16 protein-coding genes are annotated in these 17,144 nt (G+C 55.5%); 6 read left to right on the top strand and 10 right to left on the bottom strand.

What is annotated here, in order from left to right; genetic code table 11:
• Position 1: 1 nt before the first annotated feature.
• Positions 2–1,309, top strand: a complete 1,308-nt coding sequence (locus ACMYSN_RS04020) for a sulfurtransferase (RefSeq protein ID WP_462497095.1) — start codon at positions 2–4, stop codon at positions 1,307–1,309.
• Positions 1,310–1,313: 4 nt separating this feature from the next.
• Here ACMYSN_RS04020 and ACMYSN_RS04025 read toward each other — a convergent pair whose 3' ends face one another.
• Positions 1,314–1,937 carry a CDP-alcohol phosphatidyltransferase family protein gene (locus ACMYSN_RS04025; RefSeq protein ID WP_462497096.1) on the bottom strand — a complete coding sequence of 208 codons (624 nt, stop codon included), beginning with the start codon at positions 1,935–1,937 and terminating at the stop codon, positions 1,314–1,316.
• Between the two features lie 86 nt (positions 1,938–2,023).
• Between ACMYSN_RS04025 and ACMYSN_RS04030 the strand changes: the two genes are divergently transcribed.
• Both ACMYSN_RS04030 and gdhA read left to right on the top strand, forming a co-directional pair.
• Positions 2,024–2,434 (top strand): (deoxy)nucleoside triphosphate pyrophosphohydrolase, encoded by a 411-nt coding sequence (locus ACMYSN_RS04030; protein WP_462497097.1) that lies wholly within the window; start codon positions 2,024–2,026, stop codon positions 2,432–2,434.
• A 269-nt stretch (positions 2,435–2,703) separates the two neighbouring features.
• Positions 2,704–4,047 (top strand): NADP-specific glutamate dehydrogenase, encoded by a 1,344-nt coding sequence (gene gdhA / locus ACMYSN_RS04035; RefSeq protein WP_123753991.1) that lies wholly within the window; start codon positions 2,704–2,706, stop codon positions 4,045–4,047.
• 86 nt (positions 4,048–4,133) lie between these two features.
• Here gdhA and fucP read toward each other — a convergent pair whose 3' ends face one another.
• From fucP to ACMYSN_RS04070, 7 genes are all read right to left on the bottom strand, one after another.
• The gene (fucP, locus tag ACMYSN_RS04040) at positions 4,134–5,468 is read right to left on the bottom strand and encodes a sugar MFS transporter (protein WP_462497098.1); all 1,335 of its coding nucleotides are present in this window, start codon (positions 5,466–5,468) and stop codon (positions 4,134–4,136) included.
• Positions 5,469–5,614: 146 nt separating this feature from the next.
• Entirely contained in the window at positions 5,615–6,526 is a 912-nt protein-coding gene (locus ACMYSN_RS04045; protein ID WP_462497099.1) for a carbohydrate kinase family protein, read from the bottom strand.
• Positions 6,523–7,020 carry an ureidoglycolate lyase gene (locus tag ACMYSN_RS04050; protein ID WP_462497100.1) on the bottom strand — a complete coding sequence of 166 codons (498 nt, stop codon included), beginning with the start codon at positions 7,018–7,020 and terminating at the stop codon, positions 6,523–6,525. Before ACMYSN_RS04050 ends, ACMYSN_RS04045 begins: the two co-directional genes overlap by 4 nt.
• Before the next feature lie 3 nt (positions 7,021–7,023).
• Entirely contained in the window at positions 7,024–8,049 is a 1,026-nt protein-coding gene (locus ACMYSN_RS04055; RefSeq protein WP_462497101.1) for a LacI family DNA-binding transcriptional regulator, read from the bottom strand.
• 274 nt (positions 8,050–8,323) lie between these two features.
• The gene (locus ACMYSN_RS04060; protein ID WP_462497102.1) at positions 8,324–10,276 is read right to left on the bottom strand and encodes a DNA topoisomerase III; all 1,953 of its coding nucleotides are present in this window, start codon (positions 10,274–10,276) and stop codon (positions 8,324–8,326) included.
• Between the two features lie 4 nt (positions 10,277–10,280).
• Positions 10,281–11,324: a selenide, water dikinase gene (selD, locus tag ACMYSN_RS04065; RefSeq protein ID WP_462497103.1), complete on the bottom strand. Its 1,044-nt coding sequence runs from the start codon at positions 11,322–11,324 to the stop codon at positions 10,281–10,283.
• A gap of 244 nt (positions 11,325–11,568) precedes the next feature.
• Positions 11,569–12,120: a nitroreductase family protein gene (locus tag ACMYSN_RS04070; RefSeq protein ID WP_462497104.1), complete on the bottom strand. Its 552-nt coding sequence runs from the start codon at positions 12,118–12,120 to the stop codon at positions 11,569–11,571.
• A 165-nt stretch (positions 12,121–12,285) separates the two neighbouring features.
• Here ACMYSN_RS04070 and sppA point away from each other — a divergent pair, with 165 nt between their 5' ends.
• From sppA to pncA, 3 genes are all read left to right on the top strand, one after another.
• Positions 12,286–14,139, top strand: a complete 1,854-nt coding sequence (sppA, locus tag ACMYSN_RS04075; RefSeq protein WP_462497105.1) for a signal peptide peptidase SppA — start codon at positions 12,286–12,288, stop codon at positions 14,137–14,139.
• Positions 14,140–14,313: 174 nt separating this feature from the next.
• Positions 14,314–15,330, top strand: coding sequence for an asparaginase (ansA, locus tag ACMYSN_RS04080; RefSeq protein ID WP_462497106.1), 1,017 nt, complete (start codon positions 14,314–14,316; stop codon positions 15,328–15,330).
• Positions 15,331–15,339: 9 nt separating this feature from the next.
• Complete coding sequence (pncA, locus tag ACMYSN_RS04085; RefSeq protein ID WP_462497107.1) at positions 15,340–15,981, top strand: nicotinamidase; 642 nt, start codon at positions 15,340–15,342, stop codon at positions 15,979–15,981.
• A gap of 96 nt (positions 15,982–16,077) precedes the next feature.
• On the opposite strand, the gene ACMYSN_RS04090 is transcribed toward pncA, so the two are convergent.
• Both ACMYSN_RS04090 and msrB read right to left on the bottom strand, forming a co-directional pair.
• Positions 16,078–16,356, bottom strand: coding sequence for a YeaC family protein (locus ACMYSN_RS04090; RefSeq protein ID WP_123753984.1), 279 nt, complete (start codon positions 16,354–16,356; stop codon positions 16,078–16,080).
• A 44-nt stretch (positions 16,357–16,400) separates the two neighbouring features.
• Positions 16,401–16,814, bottom strand: a complete 414-nt coding sequence (gene msrB, locus ACMYSN_RS04095; RefSeq protein ID WP_123753983.1) for a peptide-methionine (R)-S-oxide reductase MsrB — start codon at positions 16,812–16,814, stop codon at positions 16,401–16,403.
• Positions 16,815–17,144: the final 330 nt, after the last annotated feature.

A 17,144-nucleotide genomic window follows, 5' to 3' on the forward strand; every position in this document is an offset into this window, starting at 1 on the left:
GATGAAACGTGTTTCTCAATTGACCGCACTCGCCCTGCTGATCGGGCTTGCTGCTACTACCACCTCCGCCGCTGAAACCATGCCAACGCTGACGCTCTCCGCTTTGCAGCAACAGCACGGTGTCGCTATCGATACCCGTCTGAGCGCGTTCTACAACGGCTGGCCCCAGTCCGCTAACGGTCCCCAGGGCCATGAACCGCAGGCGCTAAACCTCTCCGCCAGCTGGCTCAGCGCCATGAGCGACGATCGGCTTAGCACCTGGGCGAAACAGCACCAGTTGCAGGCCACCTCGCCGCTGGCGCTGTACGGTAGCGAGGCGGACAACCGCAAAGTGGCAGCGCGTCTGCAGGCCGCAGGGTTTACCCATCTCAACACCCTGAGCGATGCGCTCACCCAGACCGACCGACTGCAAAAACTGCCGCATTTTGAACAGCTGGTTTACCCGCAGTGGCTGCACGATCTCCAGCAAGGCAAAGCGGTGACCGCCGCGCCGGCCGGAGAGTGGAAAGTACTGGAAGCCGCCTGGGGCGCGCCGAAATTTTATCTGCTGAACCATATTCCCGGCGCCGGCTACATCGACACCAACGAGGTGGAGAGCGAACCGCTGTGGAACAAGGTCTCTGACGACAAGCTGAAGGCACTGCTGGCAAAACAGGGGATTCGCCATGACACCACGGTGATCCTCTACGGCCGTGACGTGTATGCGGCGGCCCGCGTGGCGCAGATTCTGCTGTATGCCGGGGTGAAAGACGTTCGTCTGCTCGATGGCGGCTGGAAAACCTGGTCCGATGCGGGCCTGCCAGTAGAACGAGGGACGCCGTCGGAGCCGAAACCGGCGCCAGACTTCGGCGCCCCGATCCCCGGTCAACCGCAGCTGATGCTCAATGAAGAGCAGGCGCGCGGACTGCTGCACCGTCAGGACGCGTCGCTGGTCAGCATTCGTTCCTGGCCTGAGTTTGTCGGCACCACCAGCGGCTACAGCTATATCAAGCCCAAAGGTGAGATCGCCGGCGCCCGCTGGGGACACGCCGGAAGCGACTCAACCCACATGGAAGACTTCCATAACCCGGACGGCACCATGCGCAGCGCCGACGATATTGCTACCATGTGGCAACAGTGGAACATCCGCCCGGATCAGCAGGTGGCGTTCTACTGCGGTACCGGCTGGCGCGCTTCTGAAACCTTCATGTATGCCCGGGCCATGGGCTGGAAAAATGTCTCGGTGTATGACGGCGGCTGGTACGAGTGGAGCAGCAATCCGAAAAACCCGGTACAGCGCGGCGAACGCGGCCCCCAGAGTAGCCTGTAATTCTCTACGCCTGACGCTGAAGCTGCTTCAGCGTCAGGTAGCCACTGTAAATCCGGGTAGCGGTCGTCAGCCAGCACAGCGTGCCGAAAAGCCAGGCCAGCCACGCAAAGTGCGCCGGAAACAGGCAGCAGAGCACAAACAGCAGGATAGTTTCACTCCCCTCCGTCAGCCCGCCCAGATAGTAAAAAGATTTGTGGGCGTAGCCCGGGTTATCAATCTGATGCTTTGCCGCCAGCGCCGCAAAGGCGAGGAAACTGCTGCCGGTGCCGATAAAGGCAAACAGCAGCCAGCCGCCGGCCACCGCGTTCTGTGCCGGATCGGCGAGGATAAAACCAAACGGTACCAGCGCATAAAACAGAAAATCGAGCGCGATATCGAGAAACCCGCCCGCATCCGTCAATCCCCGACGACGTGCCAGCGCGCCATCCAGGCCGTCCAGCAGGCGGTTCAGCACAATCGCCACCAGCGCCGCGCCGTACCAGCCTAACGCCAGAAACGGTAACGTCAGTACGCCAATAGCGAAGCCGGTCAGCGTGACGCCATCGGCGGTCATGCCGATGCGCTCCAGACGTGCGGCGCAGACATTGAGTAACGGTTTCAGGCGGGGATGCAGATGACGATCGAGCACGACATATCTCCAGCGGGCTAAAGGTTGTCTGGTACAGACAAAGACGGTGATAATAGGCCATTATCCTGCAAGGAACGATGATTCAGATGCAAAAAACGCTTGATGTAGTGGCCGCCGTCATTGAACAGGACGGCAACATTCTGCTGGCGCAGCGCCCTGCCCACGCCGATCAGCCAGGCATGTGGGAGTTTGCCGGTGGCAAAGTCGAGCCTGGCGAAAGCCAGCCCCAGGCGCTTATCCGCGAACTGCAGGAAGAGCTCGGTATCACCGCCGAGGTGGAACGCTACATCGCCAGCCATCAGCGCGAGGTTTCCGGCCGCCTGATTCACCTGCACGCCTGGTGGGTGCCGCGTTTTAGCGGGCTGCTCGCCGCCCGCTACCACCAGCAACTGCACTGGTGTACCCCGCAGGAGGCGTTAACCTTCAATCTCGCCCCGGCGGATATTCCGCTGCTGCATGCCTTTATCGCCCAACGGGCGACCGACCTTCCCCGCTAGCCCTTTCATCTGGCGTCATCGTTTTTAGTTATGACAGACGCCAGATTATAAATTTTCCTGTCAGGTTAATTTTTCCTTGCTTGCCTAACGATTCCCGGTGTTATAGTCGGAAAACCGGCCTTTTCAAGGGCCACATAATAAAAAAACAGACCAAAAATCATTCAGATTACCGCGCGACCGCCGCTAACACGCTTTTGACGCTGGCGACGAGGCAATCTGAGATGTGACGCGAATACATGCAACCACAACCATAAGGGGAAATTATATCTATGGATCAGATGTGCACTCTGGAAAGCTTTCTCACCCGCGTTCAACAGCGCGATCCTCAGCAAACCGAATTTGCTCAAGCCGTCCGCGAGGTCATGACCACGCTGTGGCCGTTCCTTGAGGAAAATCCGCGCTATCGCCAGCTCTCGCTGCTGGAACGTCTGGTTGAACCAGAACGTGCTATTCAGTTCCGTGTGGTTTGGGTCGACGACCGCAATCAGGTTCAGGTCAACCGCGCCTGGCGCGTGCAGTTCAACTCCGCCATTGGTCCGTACAAAGGCGGGATGCGCTTCCACCCGTCGGTTAACCTGTCGATCCTCAAGTTCCTCGGCTTTGAACAGACCTTCAAAAATGCCCTCACCACGCTGCCAATGGGCGGCGGCAAAGGCGGTAGCGACTTCGATCCTAAAGGTAAAAGCGATGGCGAAGTGATGCGCTTCTGTCAGGCGCTGATGACAGAGCTGTATCGTCATTTAGGCCCGGATACCGACGTTCCGGCGGGCGATATCGGCGTTGGCGGTCGTGAAGTCGGCTTTATGGCCGGGATGATGCGTAAGCTCTCCAACAACAGCGCCTGCGTCTTCACCGGTAAAGGACTCTCCTTCGGCGGCAGCCTGATCCGTCCGGAAGCGACCGGTTACGGCCTGGTCTACTTCACCGACGCGATGCTCAAGCGTCACGGTCTGGGCTTTGAAGGGATGCGCGTTGCGGTGTCCGGTTCCGGCAACGTGGCGCAGTACGCCATCGAAAAAGCGATGGAGCTGGGGGCGCGCGTCATCACCGCTTCCGACTCCAGCGGCACCGTGGTCGATGAAGCCGGCTTCACGCCGGAAAAACTGGCCCGTCTGTGCGAAATCAAAGCCAGCCGCGACGGCCGGGTTGCCGATTACGCGCGTGAATATGGCCTGGTTTACCTCGAAGGCCAGCAGCCGTGGTCCGTGCCGGTTGATATCGCGCTGCCATGCGCCACCCAGAACGAACTGGATACCGATGCCGCACGCGTGCTGATTGCAAACGGCGTGAAGGCTGTTGCGGAAGGCGCCAATATGCCGACCACGATCGCCGCCACAGACCTGTTCCTCGAAGCGGGCGTCCTGTTCGCACCGGGCAAAGCGGCCAACGCCGGCGGCGTTGCCACCTCGGGCCTCGAAATGGCGCAGAACGCCGCGCGCATGAGCTGGAAAGCAGAGAAAGTCGACGCGCGTCTGCATCACATCATGCTCGACATTCACCACGCCTGTGTTGAATACGGCGGCGAAGCTCAGCAGACCAACTATGTTCGTGGCGCCAACATCGCCGGGTTCGTCAAAGTGGCTGACGCCATGCTGGCGCAGGGCGTTATCTAAGCTCAGCATCCGTTGCAAAAAGAGCCGCGAACAACGCATCAAAAACCAACGAACGGTGGCCGCCTCATTGCGAGGCGGCCATGTGTTTATAGTTGTCCGACATTGAGTTGCAGGTTGTCCTGAGGCCTGTTTTTAAGGCTTTGCCAGAAAAATCCGTACATACCAATCAGCACAAAGCAGAACAGAGGCATAACGAAACCAACGAACATTGACCAGATGTCGGCAATTGCCCCCATTGCCATTGGCATGACGGCCCCCCCGACAATCGCCATAACGATATACGATGAGGCTTTTTTGGTTTTTTCCCCCAGTCCCGAAATCCCCAGAGCGAAAATAGTCGGGAACATAATCGACATAAAATAGAAGCTCAATATCAGAGCGAGCACGCCCGCCCAACTTGATGAGAACATGGTAATAAGCATCAGCAGACAGTTGATGATTGAGAAGACATACAGGATTTTGTGCGACGCATATTTGCTCAGCAATAACCCTCCAGTGAAACGGCCAATCATAAAGAGCCCGAATCCTCCGAAGGCCAGTAGCTGAGATGCGCCGCGCTCCGTAATCTTCCAGCCTTCGGAAGTGTTCCAGCTCCAGCTTTCAGGTAACCACTGCGCAGTGGCAAGGGAAAACAACGGTGAATGGTCCACGACGTAGTTAATAAAAAAGCTGAAAATACCGGTCTGCCCTGCCACGTAGAAGAACTGCGCGACAATGGCAAAGACGAAATGCGGCTTTTTCCAGAGGCTGTCAGTGCCTGTCGACTGCCCGGAGACGGTAGTCTCTTCTTCTGGCGTGATGTCGGGCATTTTTTTGAACAAGAACAGTGCGGCCAGTAGCAGTACCGCCACGCCTATACCCAGATAGGGAACAAACAGGGATTCGTTGCTGGTGGAGACTTCACCGGTAGATGACAGAATAAAATGACCGCCAATCAATGGCCCCAATATGAGACCAATTCCGGTGACTGACTGCGAAAGATTAAGCCTTGCAGCACCTTTATCGGGCGGCCCCATCACTGCGGCATAGGGATTGGCGATAGTTTCAATACAAGTCAAACCGGTTGCCAGAATAAACAGCCCGACCAGAAACGCCCAGAACTCTTCACTGCGTGTGGCGAGGATAAAACAAAAAGCGCCGCAGGCAATCAGCGCCAGGCCAGCGAAGATGCCGCCTTTATAGCCAAATCGCTGAGCCAGAATCCCTGCGGGGATCGCCATAAAAAAATAACCAATATAATTAGCAAACTGTACTAGCGCAGACTCTGCTTTACTCACATTCAACGTATTTTGGAAATGTTTATTTAATACATCTATCAGCCCGGTACTAAATCCTAAGACCAAGAAAAGACAGGTTAATAATAAAAACGAAGCAAGATGATTTTTGCCATCAGGGGTGCTGAACATTTTATTAATTCCCATGATGTGTTCTTCCTGTATAGGTAGGGTAAGTTTAGTCTCCGCGCTGCGTATCCCTGGCGTTATTCAGCCCACAAAAATCCCTCGCCATTACCAGGATGACGATAACACTTCTGTTTTTTAATATAACGGAGACGTTTTTTCACATATTAAATAGCGGCGATTATTTGTTCTTTGGTTGGTGGATTCGCGCCCTTTTCACGACAATTGAGGGCCGCGGCGATACAGCCCATTTTTAATGCTTCGCTCAGAATCACTTCATTGGCGTTGAGTTGGTACCGGTCATCAATGTAATCCACGATGACCGACAAGAATCCCGCGGTAAAGGTGTCTCCGGCGCCGATAGTATCCACGACATCAATACTCATTGCAGGCTGGTGCAATACGTGATCGCGGGTGTAAACCCAGGCGCCATCACTCCCGGAGGTAATCGCAACGACCTGAATGCCACGTGAAATCATGTGAGTACAAAACGATTCAACAGATTCATTCGGAGCCAACCATTGCATATCAGCAAGACTTAAGCGTAGCAGTTGTATGCCTGAGGTAATTCGCTCAAAACGGGCCAGATAATCGTCACGGCAAGGAATCAAAGCTGGTCGGATATTAGGGTCAAAAGAGATAAATCCATCTAAATTATGAATGTATTTTTCCCAGAATGTCCCGCATGGTTCCTGCATTAATGAAATAGATCCAAAATGATGTAATCTGGCTGTCGACTGTGAAAAAGAACTTGTATTATCCAGTATCACATCTGCGGCACCAATAGAATAAAAAGCATATTCTGGCTCGGCATTTTCTGGTGTTGATACAAAGGCCAGCGTGCTGGGTGAATCGCTACGAATAATATTATCAACGCCTACATGATTCTTGTGCAGATAATCATAAAGCTGTTTACCAAACATGTCCGTGCTGAGCTGAGAACAAAATTCAACGGAGCACTCCAGACGACCCAGGGCTATCGCCACGTTGTAAGGTGAACCACCCGGATGGGGAACAAAAGTACCGCCTTCTTGAGTAAAGTCGATAAGTCCTTCGCCATAACAAGCAACTGCGCTCATGCTACTGCCTCCTTACTCGCAGGTTGCTCTATTTCTCTTTTACAGACGTCCAAAACGTCAATATCCGGCCCGGAATCTTTTCCTGACAGCAAAAGATAGGTCGCCTGGCCATGCAAGGCATAGGGAGCAAAATGCCACGTGTCCCGGTGAAGCTGGATGCCACAGCTGCCATCAAGATGAATAGCCACTAGCTCGTCTTCCCTTAGCGCACCCGGTTTGCCTAAGACCATGACACTTTCCCCCGTTAAAGGAATAAAGGTCTCTTCTGTCTGGCGGTGACGTTCAATTTTTTCCAGCACCAGTGGGCGTGGGTAAGATACTAAGTAGCTGGTGACCGGATGGTCGGTAAAGTCATTTGAATCTGCAACGTGGTGGTAATAGTCAATATCACCTCTGGCGAGCGTGGGTGTTGATGTGGGCTTGCCGAGCAGGTGCCCATAGGGGGCAATATTTTCTGCTGTTATCTCAATTAAGGGAATCGTGTTGAGGTACATAGGTCAGTCTCCTTCTGGCTGGTTGGATAAACGCGGCCGGGTAGTAGAGCCGCGAACAATAAGCTCAGGCGTAAAACGCCATGTAGCGGGCATTTCCGTCAGTTCCCCACGCAGCCTCTGAAAGAGCTGTCTGGCGGCAAACTGGCCCATTTCGTATACGGGCTGGCGGATTGTCGTTATCGGACAAGGGAAAAATTCGGCCCATTCAGGATCGTCAAAAGCAAGAAATGAGATATCGTCAGGCATCGACAAACCTTGCTGAAAGGCGGCTTTCATGATGCCGGTGGCAATGTCGTTATTGGCGGCGATGATCGCGGTGGGTCTTGTTGCTGCCTGTTGCGCGAAGATCTGACTGGCTGCTTCAAACGCCTGTGAATACAGTGCTGTAATGCCCGGAAGTTCAACTATCTGGTGGGTAATGGCCGAACCACAGGCTTTCTCGAAGCCCTCCAGACGTTCGCGGAAGGTTTCCGCTTGAATGCTGCCACCAATGTAAGCCACATGGGTATGGCCAAGATGGGCCAGATGTTGCGTGGCAATCCTCATACCTTCTTCGTTATCCAGACGCACAATGTCACTTTGCGGACGTCCGGAATAACGGTCGATTTCAATCACCGGGATGGTGTCGAAGTTGCTCAGATTGTTAAGGGCATTGACGGTAGGAATGATCAGTAATCCCTGCAACTGGTGACTTCGCAGCTGCGCGATAATATTTTCCTCTTTCGCGGCATCTTCATCCGAACTGCCCACCATCAGGGTAAACCCCTCACGATATACAACGTCCTGGATGGATTTCACAATGACCGCATGAAAGGGGTTAAGGATATCGGATACCACCAGTCCAATGGTGCGCGATCCGCCCTGACGCAGGTTACGGGCAAAGATATTGGTTTCATAACCCAGATCTTTAATTGCCGTCATGATTCTTTGTCGTGTACTTTCAGCAACTTTTTCGGGTTTGGACAATGCCCGGGATACTGTGGAAGGCGAAAGCCCGGTTTTCTTCGCAATATCAATAATATTCGCCATGCTTGCCTCAATGACAACGTTTGCATTTTGGGTTAAAAATAAATAGCAATAAAAAAGTTTCACAAAGAAATTAAATGACAACGTTTGCATTGCTATGGAGGACATTTTATAGACAAAATGTGGCGAAAGACTTTAACCCGCCTCACAGATCTCTGGTGCAGAAAATTTATTTTAGGGAAGTGTGAAGAGGCGTGAGTTTTTTTGTCGTTGTTCATCCGGCTTTGGCGTAATGCCGATCAGTAAATGAACGGCATTGCGCCAAAGCGGTTTTCTATTAAGGATTGTCAGACGCGGGATCTGCCGCCGGCTTACGCGCTTTCGGTTTGGTTTTAGCCTTGCCTTTGCTGAAGTTCTTTTTGCCATCACCGGGGGCGACGATTCCGCGGAACTGGCGCACCGGCGTGCTGCGGGCCTGGTCAATCAGCTGGTACAGCGTGCCGACCAGCGGCTGCATAAAGTCCTGATAGCGGCACTGCTTTTCGCTGATTTGCGTCAGCACCGACTCCCAGTGGGCGGTCATATCCGGGCGGGCCGCCATTTCCGGCAGCGAGTGGATCAACGCCCGTCCCGCGTCGGAAGAGTGAATATAGCGCCCCTTTTTAACCAGAAAACCGCGCTTAAACAGCAGCTCGATGATCCCGGCGCGGGTCGCCTCCGTTCCCAGGCCGTCGGTCGCGCGCAGGATTTTCTTCAGATCTTTATCCTGCACAAAGCGGGCGATCCCGGTCATCGCCGACAGCAGCGTCGCATCGGTGAAGTAGCGCGGCGGCTGGGTCTGGCGTTCAACAACCTCGCCCTTTTCACACAGCAGTTCATCGTCCTTCGCCACCACCGGCAGCGGCGTCCCGTCGTTCTCTTCGTCGCGCTCTTTATTGCCGAGCAGCGTCCGCCAGCCGGCTTCCGCCAGGAAGCGCGCTTTGGCAACAAATTTACCGTTGGCGATGTCGAGATCGATCTGACATTTACGGAATACCGCGTCCGGACAGAACTGCATCAGATACTGACGGGCAATCAGGCCATAGACCTTCTCTTCGTTATCCGAGAGTTTCACCTTGCTGCTGCGGGCGGTCGGGATGATCGCATGGTGAGCATCGACCTTTTTGTCATCCCAGCAGCGGTTGCGGATTTCCGGGTCAACCACCGGCTGCGGCAGCAGATCCGCAGCATGCACAGTAATGGCGTTCAGCACCGAATGGCGACCGGCGAAATGCTCCTCCGGCAGGTAGCGGCTGTCTGAACGCGGATAGGTGATCAGCTTGTGGGTTTCATACAACTTCTGGCAGATATCCAGCACGTTCTGCGCACTAAAGCCGAAGCGTTTCGCGGCCTCAATCTGCAGCGCCGAGAGTGAAAACGGCAGCGGTGCCGGCTCGGAATCCCGCTTATCGTTATAAGCGGTCACCAGCGCTGGCTTACCTTCAATGCGCGCCACCACGTGCTCAGCCAACGGGCGATGCAGCAAGCGGCCCTCTTCATCCTGATAGGGTTCGCAGGCATCGCTTGGCTGCCAGGTGGCGACGAAACGTTCCTCTTTCGGCGTCACAATATGCGCTTTGACGTCAAAGAAATCTTTGGCCACGAAGTTCTCGATCTCTTCGTCACGCCGCACCACCAGCCCCAGTACCGGCGTCTGGACACGTCCTACCGATAGCACGCCCTGATAGCCGGCATTGCGGCCCAGCAGCGTATAGGCGCGGGTCATGTTGATGCCATACAGCCAGTCGGCACGGGCGCGCGCCAGGGCCGACACGCAGAGCGGAATAAATTCGCTGTTGGCGCGCAGACGCGTAATCGCCCGCTCTACCGCCTGCGGGTTAAGGTCGTTAATCAGGCAGCGCTGCACCTGCTGACGCTTTTCCGGCGCCAGTTGCAGATAGTCGAGCACTTCATCCACCAGCAGCTGCCCCTCTCTGTCGGGGTCACCTGCGTGAATCACCTCCTGCGCGTCGCCAAGCAGACGCTTGATCACGTTGAGCTGTTTGGTGACCGACGGTTTTGGCTGCAGCTGCCATTTTTCCGGCACGATAGGCAGGTCAAGCAGGTTCCAGCGCGCATAGCGGCCATCATAGACGTCCGGCTGGGCCTGCTCCAGCAGATGGCCGATACACCAGGTGACCACCTGCCCGTTGCCACACTCGATATAGCCATCACCTTTCCGGTGCGGTTTGGGTAGCACTTCAGCGATGGCACGCCCGAGGCTGGGTTTTTCCGCTATAAACAACCGCATGTAATCAACGAATCTCGATCATCGGGCGTCCGCCCCGGGCGGTTACCAGCTCGCCGATGGCGGCCAGTTGAATGCCGAACTCTTGCGCAGCGGCATAGATCTCGTCCTGCGCATCCGGCGTCACCGCCAGCAGCAGACCGCCGGAGGTTTGCGGATCGCACAGCAGATCGCGCCACTCTGCCGGCATCTCGCCCATCAGGTGACCGTAGCTGGCAAAGTTACGCCCGGTACCGCCAGGCACCGCGCCCGCCGCGATATACGCTTCCACACCAGGCAGTTTCGGGATATCGGCATAGTTGAGCAGCGCCTGCACGCCGGCACCGCGGCACACTTCACTCAGGTGGCCCAACAGACCAAAACCGGTGACGTCGGTCATCGCTTTGACCCCTTCAATATTGGCGAAAGCCGCCCCGGCGAGGTTCATCTGGCACATGGTTTCCGTTGCCAGTCCCTGATGCTCTGCTTTGAGCAGCGATTTTTTCTCTGCCGTGGTCAACACGCCAATCCCGAGAGGTTTGGTGAGGAAGAGCTTGCAGCCCGCCTGGGCGGTACTGTTTTTCTTGATTCGCTCCGTCGGCACGACGCCGGTCACCGCGAGGCCAAAAATGGGCTCCGGGGCGTCAATGGAGTGGCCACCAGCCAGCGAGATACCGGCCTGCTGACAGGCAAAGCGCCCGCCATCAACCACTTCGCGGGCAATCTCCGGCGCCAGGGTATTGATCGGCCAGCCCAGAATGGCAATCGCCATGATCGGTTTTCCACCCATCGCGAAGATGTCGCTGATGGCGTTGGTAGCGGCGATACGCCCAAAGTCGAATGGATTATCGACAATCGGCATAAAAAAGTCGGTGGTGCTGATAATGGACGTGCCGTTGCCCAGGTCGTAGACCGCAGCATCATCGCTGGTCTCATTGCCGACCAGCAGGTTTGGGTCGATAAACTTGGCCCGATCGCTCTTGAGGATCGTTTCCAGCACTTTAGGGGAAATTTTACAACCACAACCGGCTCCGTGGCTGTATTGCGTTAAACGAATAGCTTGCTCGCTCATGGACATCTCCTGTCATTGCAATCCCGCTATGGTAGCGCTCAAACGCCAAGGTAGTAAGTCCGTCAGTCTTAAATCGCGAGTGGTTGCTCATTAAGCAGACAAAAGTCCGCTTTTAGCGGTGGAGGGGGTGACAAATACAAATTCTGCTGCATTTACCGCAAGGGGCACGTTTCCGGGCAGATTCAAAAGAGAGCGTTTCCACACTAGCCCGGCATGTTATGCCTGCCGGGCTATCCGATGGCGATCAGAAACGGATCACAAACGGTGAGGTGTCAGGCACTGAAATGGTGGTTGAGGCTTTCAGCTGCGGCGTACCGAGGTAGAGAAAACCGACGATTTTATCCTGCTCACGACAGGCAAAGCCGTCACGAACCACCGGGTTTTCGGTCAGGGCGCCGCTGCGCCAGATGCCGTTAAAGCCTTGCGCGACCGCCGCCATCTGCATGGCCATTACCGCACATCCCGCCGACATCTCCTGCTCCCACTTCGGCACCTTCGGATGATCTTCGCAGCGGGCGACGACGGTAATGATCAACGGCGCACGGAACGGCGCGCTACGTGCTTTTTCGATCCCTTTTTCATCCTGCCCGGCGGCAATCGCCCCTTTCTCCAGCAGTTGGCTGAAGCGTTCGCGGCCGTCATCAGCAATAATATAAAAGCGCCACGGCTGCAGCGTGCCATGGTCCGGCGCGCGCAGGCCAGCGCGAAGAATGTTTTCCAGCTGTTCGCCAGCCGGTGCCGGATCGGCCAGGCGCGAGGCGCTACGGCGATTAACCAGTAGTTCGAGAGCATCCATCTGTATAACTCCTGTGATGTCATTTTTCATAAAATTAACATGCACGAGAATTTTGTTACAGCACGACCGGTGATTCCTGCTGACAACCGCCAGTGGTCTCTTTAGGATAACCAGACGCGGCAACCCCTGCGGTTAGCCCATTTTTAATAATGTTAGGGAGAATACATGCGAACTCTTTGGCGGCTGCTCGCCGGATTTTTTAAATGGACATGGCGGGTGCTCAATTTTATTCGCCAGCTCGCACTGAACCTGGTATTCCTGCTGCTGGTCCTGGTGTGTGTCGGTATCTGGGCGCAGTTCAGCAGCACCACGCCGGAACATGCGGCACGCGGCGCGTTGCTGATGGATATCACCGGCGTGGTGGTGGATAAACCGTCCGCCAGCAGCAAGCTCGGGGTTATCGGTCGCCAGCTTTTTGGTGCCAGCTCCGACCGCCTGCAGGAAAACTCGCTGTTTGATATCGTCCAGACCATTCGTCAGGCCAAAGATGACCGGAACATCACCGGTATCGTGCTGGATCTGAAAAATTTTGCCGGTGGCGATCAGCCGTCGATGCAGTACATCGGTAAAGCCCTGCGCGAATTCCGCGACAGCGGTAAGCCGGTTTATGCCGTTGGCAGCAGCTACAGCCAGGGGCAGTATTATCTGGCGAGCTTCGCCAATAAAATCTGGTTGTCACCACAGGGTGAAGTCGACCTGCACGGTTTTGCCACCAACGGGCTGTACTACAAGTCGCTGCTCGATAAGCTGAAAGTTTCTACCCATGTCTTCCGCGTCGGCACCTATAAATCGGCGGTTGAGCCGTTTATCCGCGACGATATGTCACCGGCCGCCCGTGAAGCCGATAGCCGCTGGATTGGCGAACTGTGGCAGAACTACCTCAATACCATCGCGGCTAACCGTCAAATCACGGCGCAGCAGCTGTTCCCAGGCGCTCAGGGCCTGTTGGACGGACTGCGTAAAGTGGATGGCGATACCGCACAATACGCGCTGAATAATAAACTGGTTGATGAGCTGGGTACCTCCACCGACGTAGAGAAAGCGCTCACCAAACAGTTTGGCTGGAGCAAAGCGGATAATAACTATCGCGCCATCAGCTATTACGATTACAACGTCAAAACGCCGGCCGACCAGGGTGCCTCTATTGCGGTGATCTTTGCTAACGGCGCGATCATGGATGGCGAAGAGACCCCTGGCAACGTCGGCGGTGACACCACCGCGGCACAGGTCCGCGACGCCCGTCTCGATCCAAAAGTGAAAGCGATCGTCCTGCGCGTAAACAGCCCTGGCGGCAGCGTCAGCGCATCGGAAATCATTCGTGAAGAGCTGGCGGCGGCGAAAGCAGCCGGTAAACCGGTGGTGGTCTCCATGGGTGGAATGGCCGCGTCTGGCGGTTACTGGATCTCCACGCCGGCTAACTACATCGTGGCGAACCCGAGCACTCTCACCGGCTCCATCGGTATTTTCGGGGTGATTAACACCGTTGAAAATACGCTGGATTCGATTGGCGTGCATACCGATGGCGTGGCGACCTCCGTGCTGGCGGATGTGTCTACCACCAAATCCCTGCCGCCTGAAGTGCAGCAGCTGATGCAGTTGAGCATCGAGAACGGCTACAAGCGCTTTATCACGCTGGTGGCTAACTCACGTAACAGCACGCCGGAGAAAATCGATCAGATTGCTCAGGGCCACGTCTGGACGGGTGAAGATGCGAAGGCCAACGGGCTGGTCGATAGCCTTGGCGATTTTGACGATGCGGTGGCAAAAGCCGCTGAACTGGCGAAGCTGAAGCAGTGGCATATCGATTACTACCAGGAAGATCCGACCTTCTTCTCAATGGTGGTTGATAGCCTGACCGGTTCGGTGCGTGCTTCGCTGCCGGCCGCGATACAGGCCTGGCTGCCGGCGCCTGTCGCCGCTGCCGCCAATGTGGTCAAAGCGGAGAGCGATAAGCTTGCCGCGTTTAACGATCCACAAAACCGTTACGCCTTCTGCCTGACCTGCGCCAACATTCGTTAATCCTTTCCCGGCAGATACGCCCCGCTGACGTTGTTATTGATGTCAGCGGGGCGAAACCACGCCAGCAATCTTAGTCAGAACTCCCCCGGTCAACGCTGCTGTGACCTGAAGTATGTGTAATTTTCGATACGTCACTTTATACTGCGCCTGTCTACGTACAACCTAAGCGATGATATGCAAAAGAAATCGATTTACGTTGCCTACACCGGTGGGACCATCGGTATGCAGCGCTCTGAACACGGTTATATCCCCGTTTCCGGCCACCTGCAGCGCCAGCTTGCGCTGATGCCTGAGTTCCACCGTCCGGAGATGCCGGATTTTACGATTCATGAATATGAGCCGCTGATGGACTCTTCCGATATGACACCGGAAGACTGGCAGCATATTGCTGACGACATTCGCGCCCATTATGACGAGTACGACGGTTTCGTGATTCTGCACGGCACCGACACCATGGCGTTCACCGCGTCGGCGCTGTCGTTCATGCTGGAGCATCTGGGGAAACCGGTTATTGTGACAGGGTCACAAATTCCGCTGGCCGAGCTGCGTTCCGACGGGCAAATCAACCTGCTGAATGCCCTCTACGTTGCCGCCAATTATCCCATCAATGAAGTGTCGCTGTTTTTCAACAACCGACTGTATCGCGGCAACCGTACCACCAAAGCCCATGCCGACGGTTTCAATGCTTTCGCCTCGCCGAACCTGGCCCCGCTGCTGGAAGCCGGGATCCACATTCGACGCCTCGGTACGCCGCCTGCGCCACAGGGCAACGGTGAGCTGATTGTCCACCCGATTACCCCGCAGCCCATTGGCGTAGTGACGATCTACCCGGGGATTTCCGCCGATGTGGTGCGTAACTTCCTGCGCCAGCCGGTCAAAGCGCTGATCCTGCGCTCTTACGGCGTCGGTAACGCCCCGCAAAACGGTGAGTTTATCGAGGTGCTGGCGGAAGCCAGTCAACGGGGGATCGTGGTGATCAACCTGACCCAATGCATGTCGGGTAAAGTCAATATGGGGGGCTACGCCACCGGTAACGCCCTCGCCCAGGCCGGTGTTATCAGCGGTTTCGATATGACCGTCGAAGCGACGCTGACCAAGCTACACTACCTGCTGAGCCAGAATCTCAGCGTCGAGGCCATCCGCCAGCTGATGCAGGAAAATCTGCGCGGTGAGTTGACCCCTGACGAGTAAGGAGAACCGATGACCCATCGCGCACTTTTGTTGGTCGATTTACAGAATGATTTTTGCGCCGGCGGCGCGCTGGCCGTACCGGAGGGTGACAGCACCATTGATGTCGCCAACCGACTAATCGACATGTGCCAGGCCCGGGGTGAGCCCGTTGTCGCCAGCCAGGACTGGCACCCGGCGGATCATGGCAGCTTCGCCAGCCAGCATCAGGTTGAACCCTACTCCCAGGGTCAGCTTGATGGCCTGGCGCAGACGTTCTGGCCGGATCACTGCGTGCAGAATAGCGAAGGTGCGGCGCTGCATCCGCTGCTGAAGCAGCAGGCTATCAGCGAGGTGTTTCATAAAGGCGAAAACCCGGCGATCGACAGCTACAGCGCCTTTTTTGATAACGGACATCGCCAGAAAACCCGGCTGGATGCGTGGCTGCGGGAACGCGACATCAGCGAACTCATCGTCCTGGGTCTGGCGACCGATTACTGTGTCAAATTTACCGTACTGGACGCGCTGGCGCTGGGCTATGTCGTGAACGTGATCACCGACGGCTGCTGCGGGGTCAACCTTCAGCCTCAGGATAGCGCCCACGCCTTTATGGACATGGCCGCCGCTGGCGCCACGCTGTATACCGCTGACGACTGGCAGGAAACGCAGCCTTAATCCTGCCGTGAAGTACTCTCATCAGCTCACTCCCCGATCGCACATTGCTTGCCGGGGGGATGGGCTGGTGCTAACCGTTCCCGGTTGTCCGGGCGGTTACTGCAGTTTAAACGTGGAGATCGGCTTGGGTGCGATACCGAAATCTTCTTTCAACTGCTGCTTGCTCTTCATCACCATCTGGCCATTGGTATCGATGGTCATATGCTGAGCATCGCTGTTATGCCGCGCCTGATAGAGCATCACCAGCTGCAGGCTGTTCTCTTTCTGGGCCTCGGTTAACGCCACGCCATCCGGCCATTTTCCCAGCTCCACCGCGGTCACCAGACGCTGGTAAACTTCGGGGGTCATGCTGTCTATCATTTGCTCGATTTCCATGGTCCGCTCGACTCCACGTTGGAATAATTTGCTGAATCGTTTCTCTAACCTTTAATTTGCTCGCCGTTATCGTCGTCGTTGAAGCTTAATGACGCCGAATTTACGCAAAAACGCTCGCCGGTAGGTTGCGGGCCGTCGGGGAACACATGCCCGAGGTGGGCATCGCAATTTCCGCAGCGAATTTCGGTGCGCTGCATGCCGTGCGAGTAGTCATTCAGATAACGAATTGCTTCGTCACTGACCGGCTCGTAGAAGCTCGGCCAACCGCAACCTGAGTCATACTTCGAATCAGAGCGAAACAGCGCCGCATCGCATACCAGGCAGTGGTAGATGCCGTCGCGCTTGTTGTGGAGCAGTCGTCCGGTGAACGGCGGCTCAGTACCGTGATTCTGCGTCACGTAAAACTGCATCTCACTCAAGTTTTTTTTGAGTTCGTCTGAGGAGGGTTTATTCGCCATGTGCATGCTTCTCACTGTGAAAGGACAACGTTACCGGCCGATTCTAACAAAACATTAACAATGAAGCGTGGACTTTTGTTCTAAACTTATTCGATGCCAAAAGGCAGCCCAGATAATTGTGATTTACATCACATTTTTATCTTTACCGACCTTTAAAATTCCGGGCGCAGCCCCAATATGGAATTGGGCTCAAAGGGAGAGTGAGGCAGATCAATGGTGCGAAGGTATGCTCAGTATTGATTTGTCGCAATGATTGACACGATTCCGCTTGACGCTGCGTAAGGTTTTTGTAATTTTACAGGCAACCTTTTATTCACTAACAAATAGCTG

It is taken from the genome of Klebsiella sp. R445 (assembly GCF_051131755.1).
GTDB classification, from domain to species: Bacteria; Pseudomonadota; Gammaproteobacteria; order Enterobacterales; family Enterobacteriaceae; genus Klebsiella; species Klebsiella lignicola.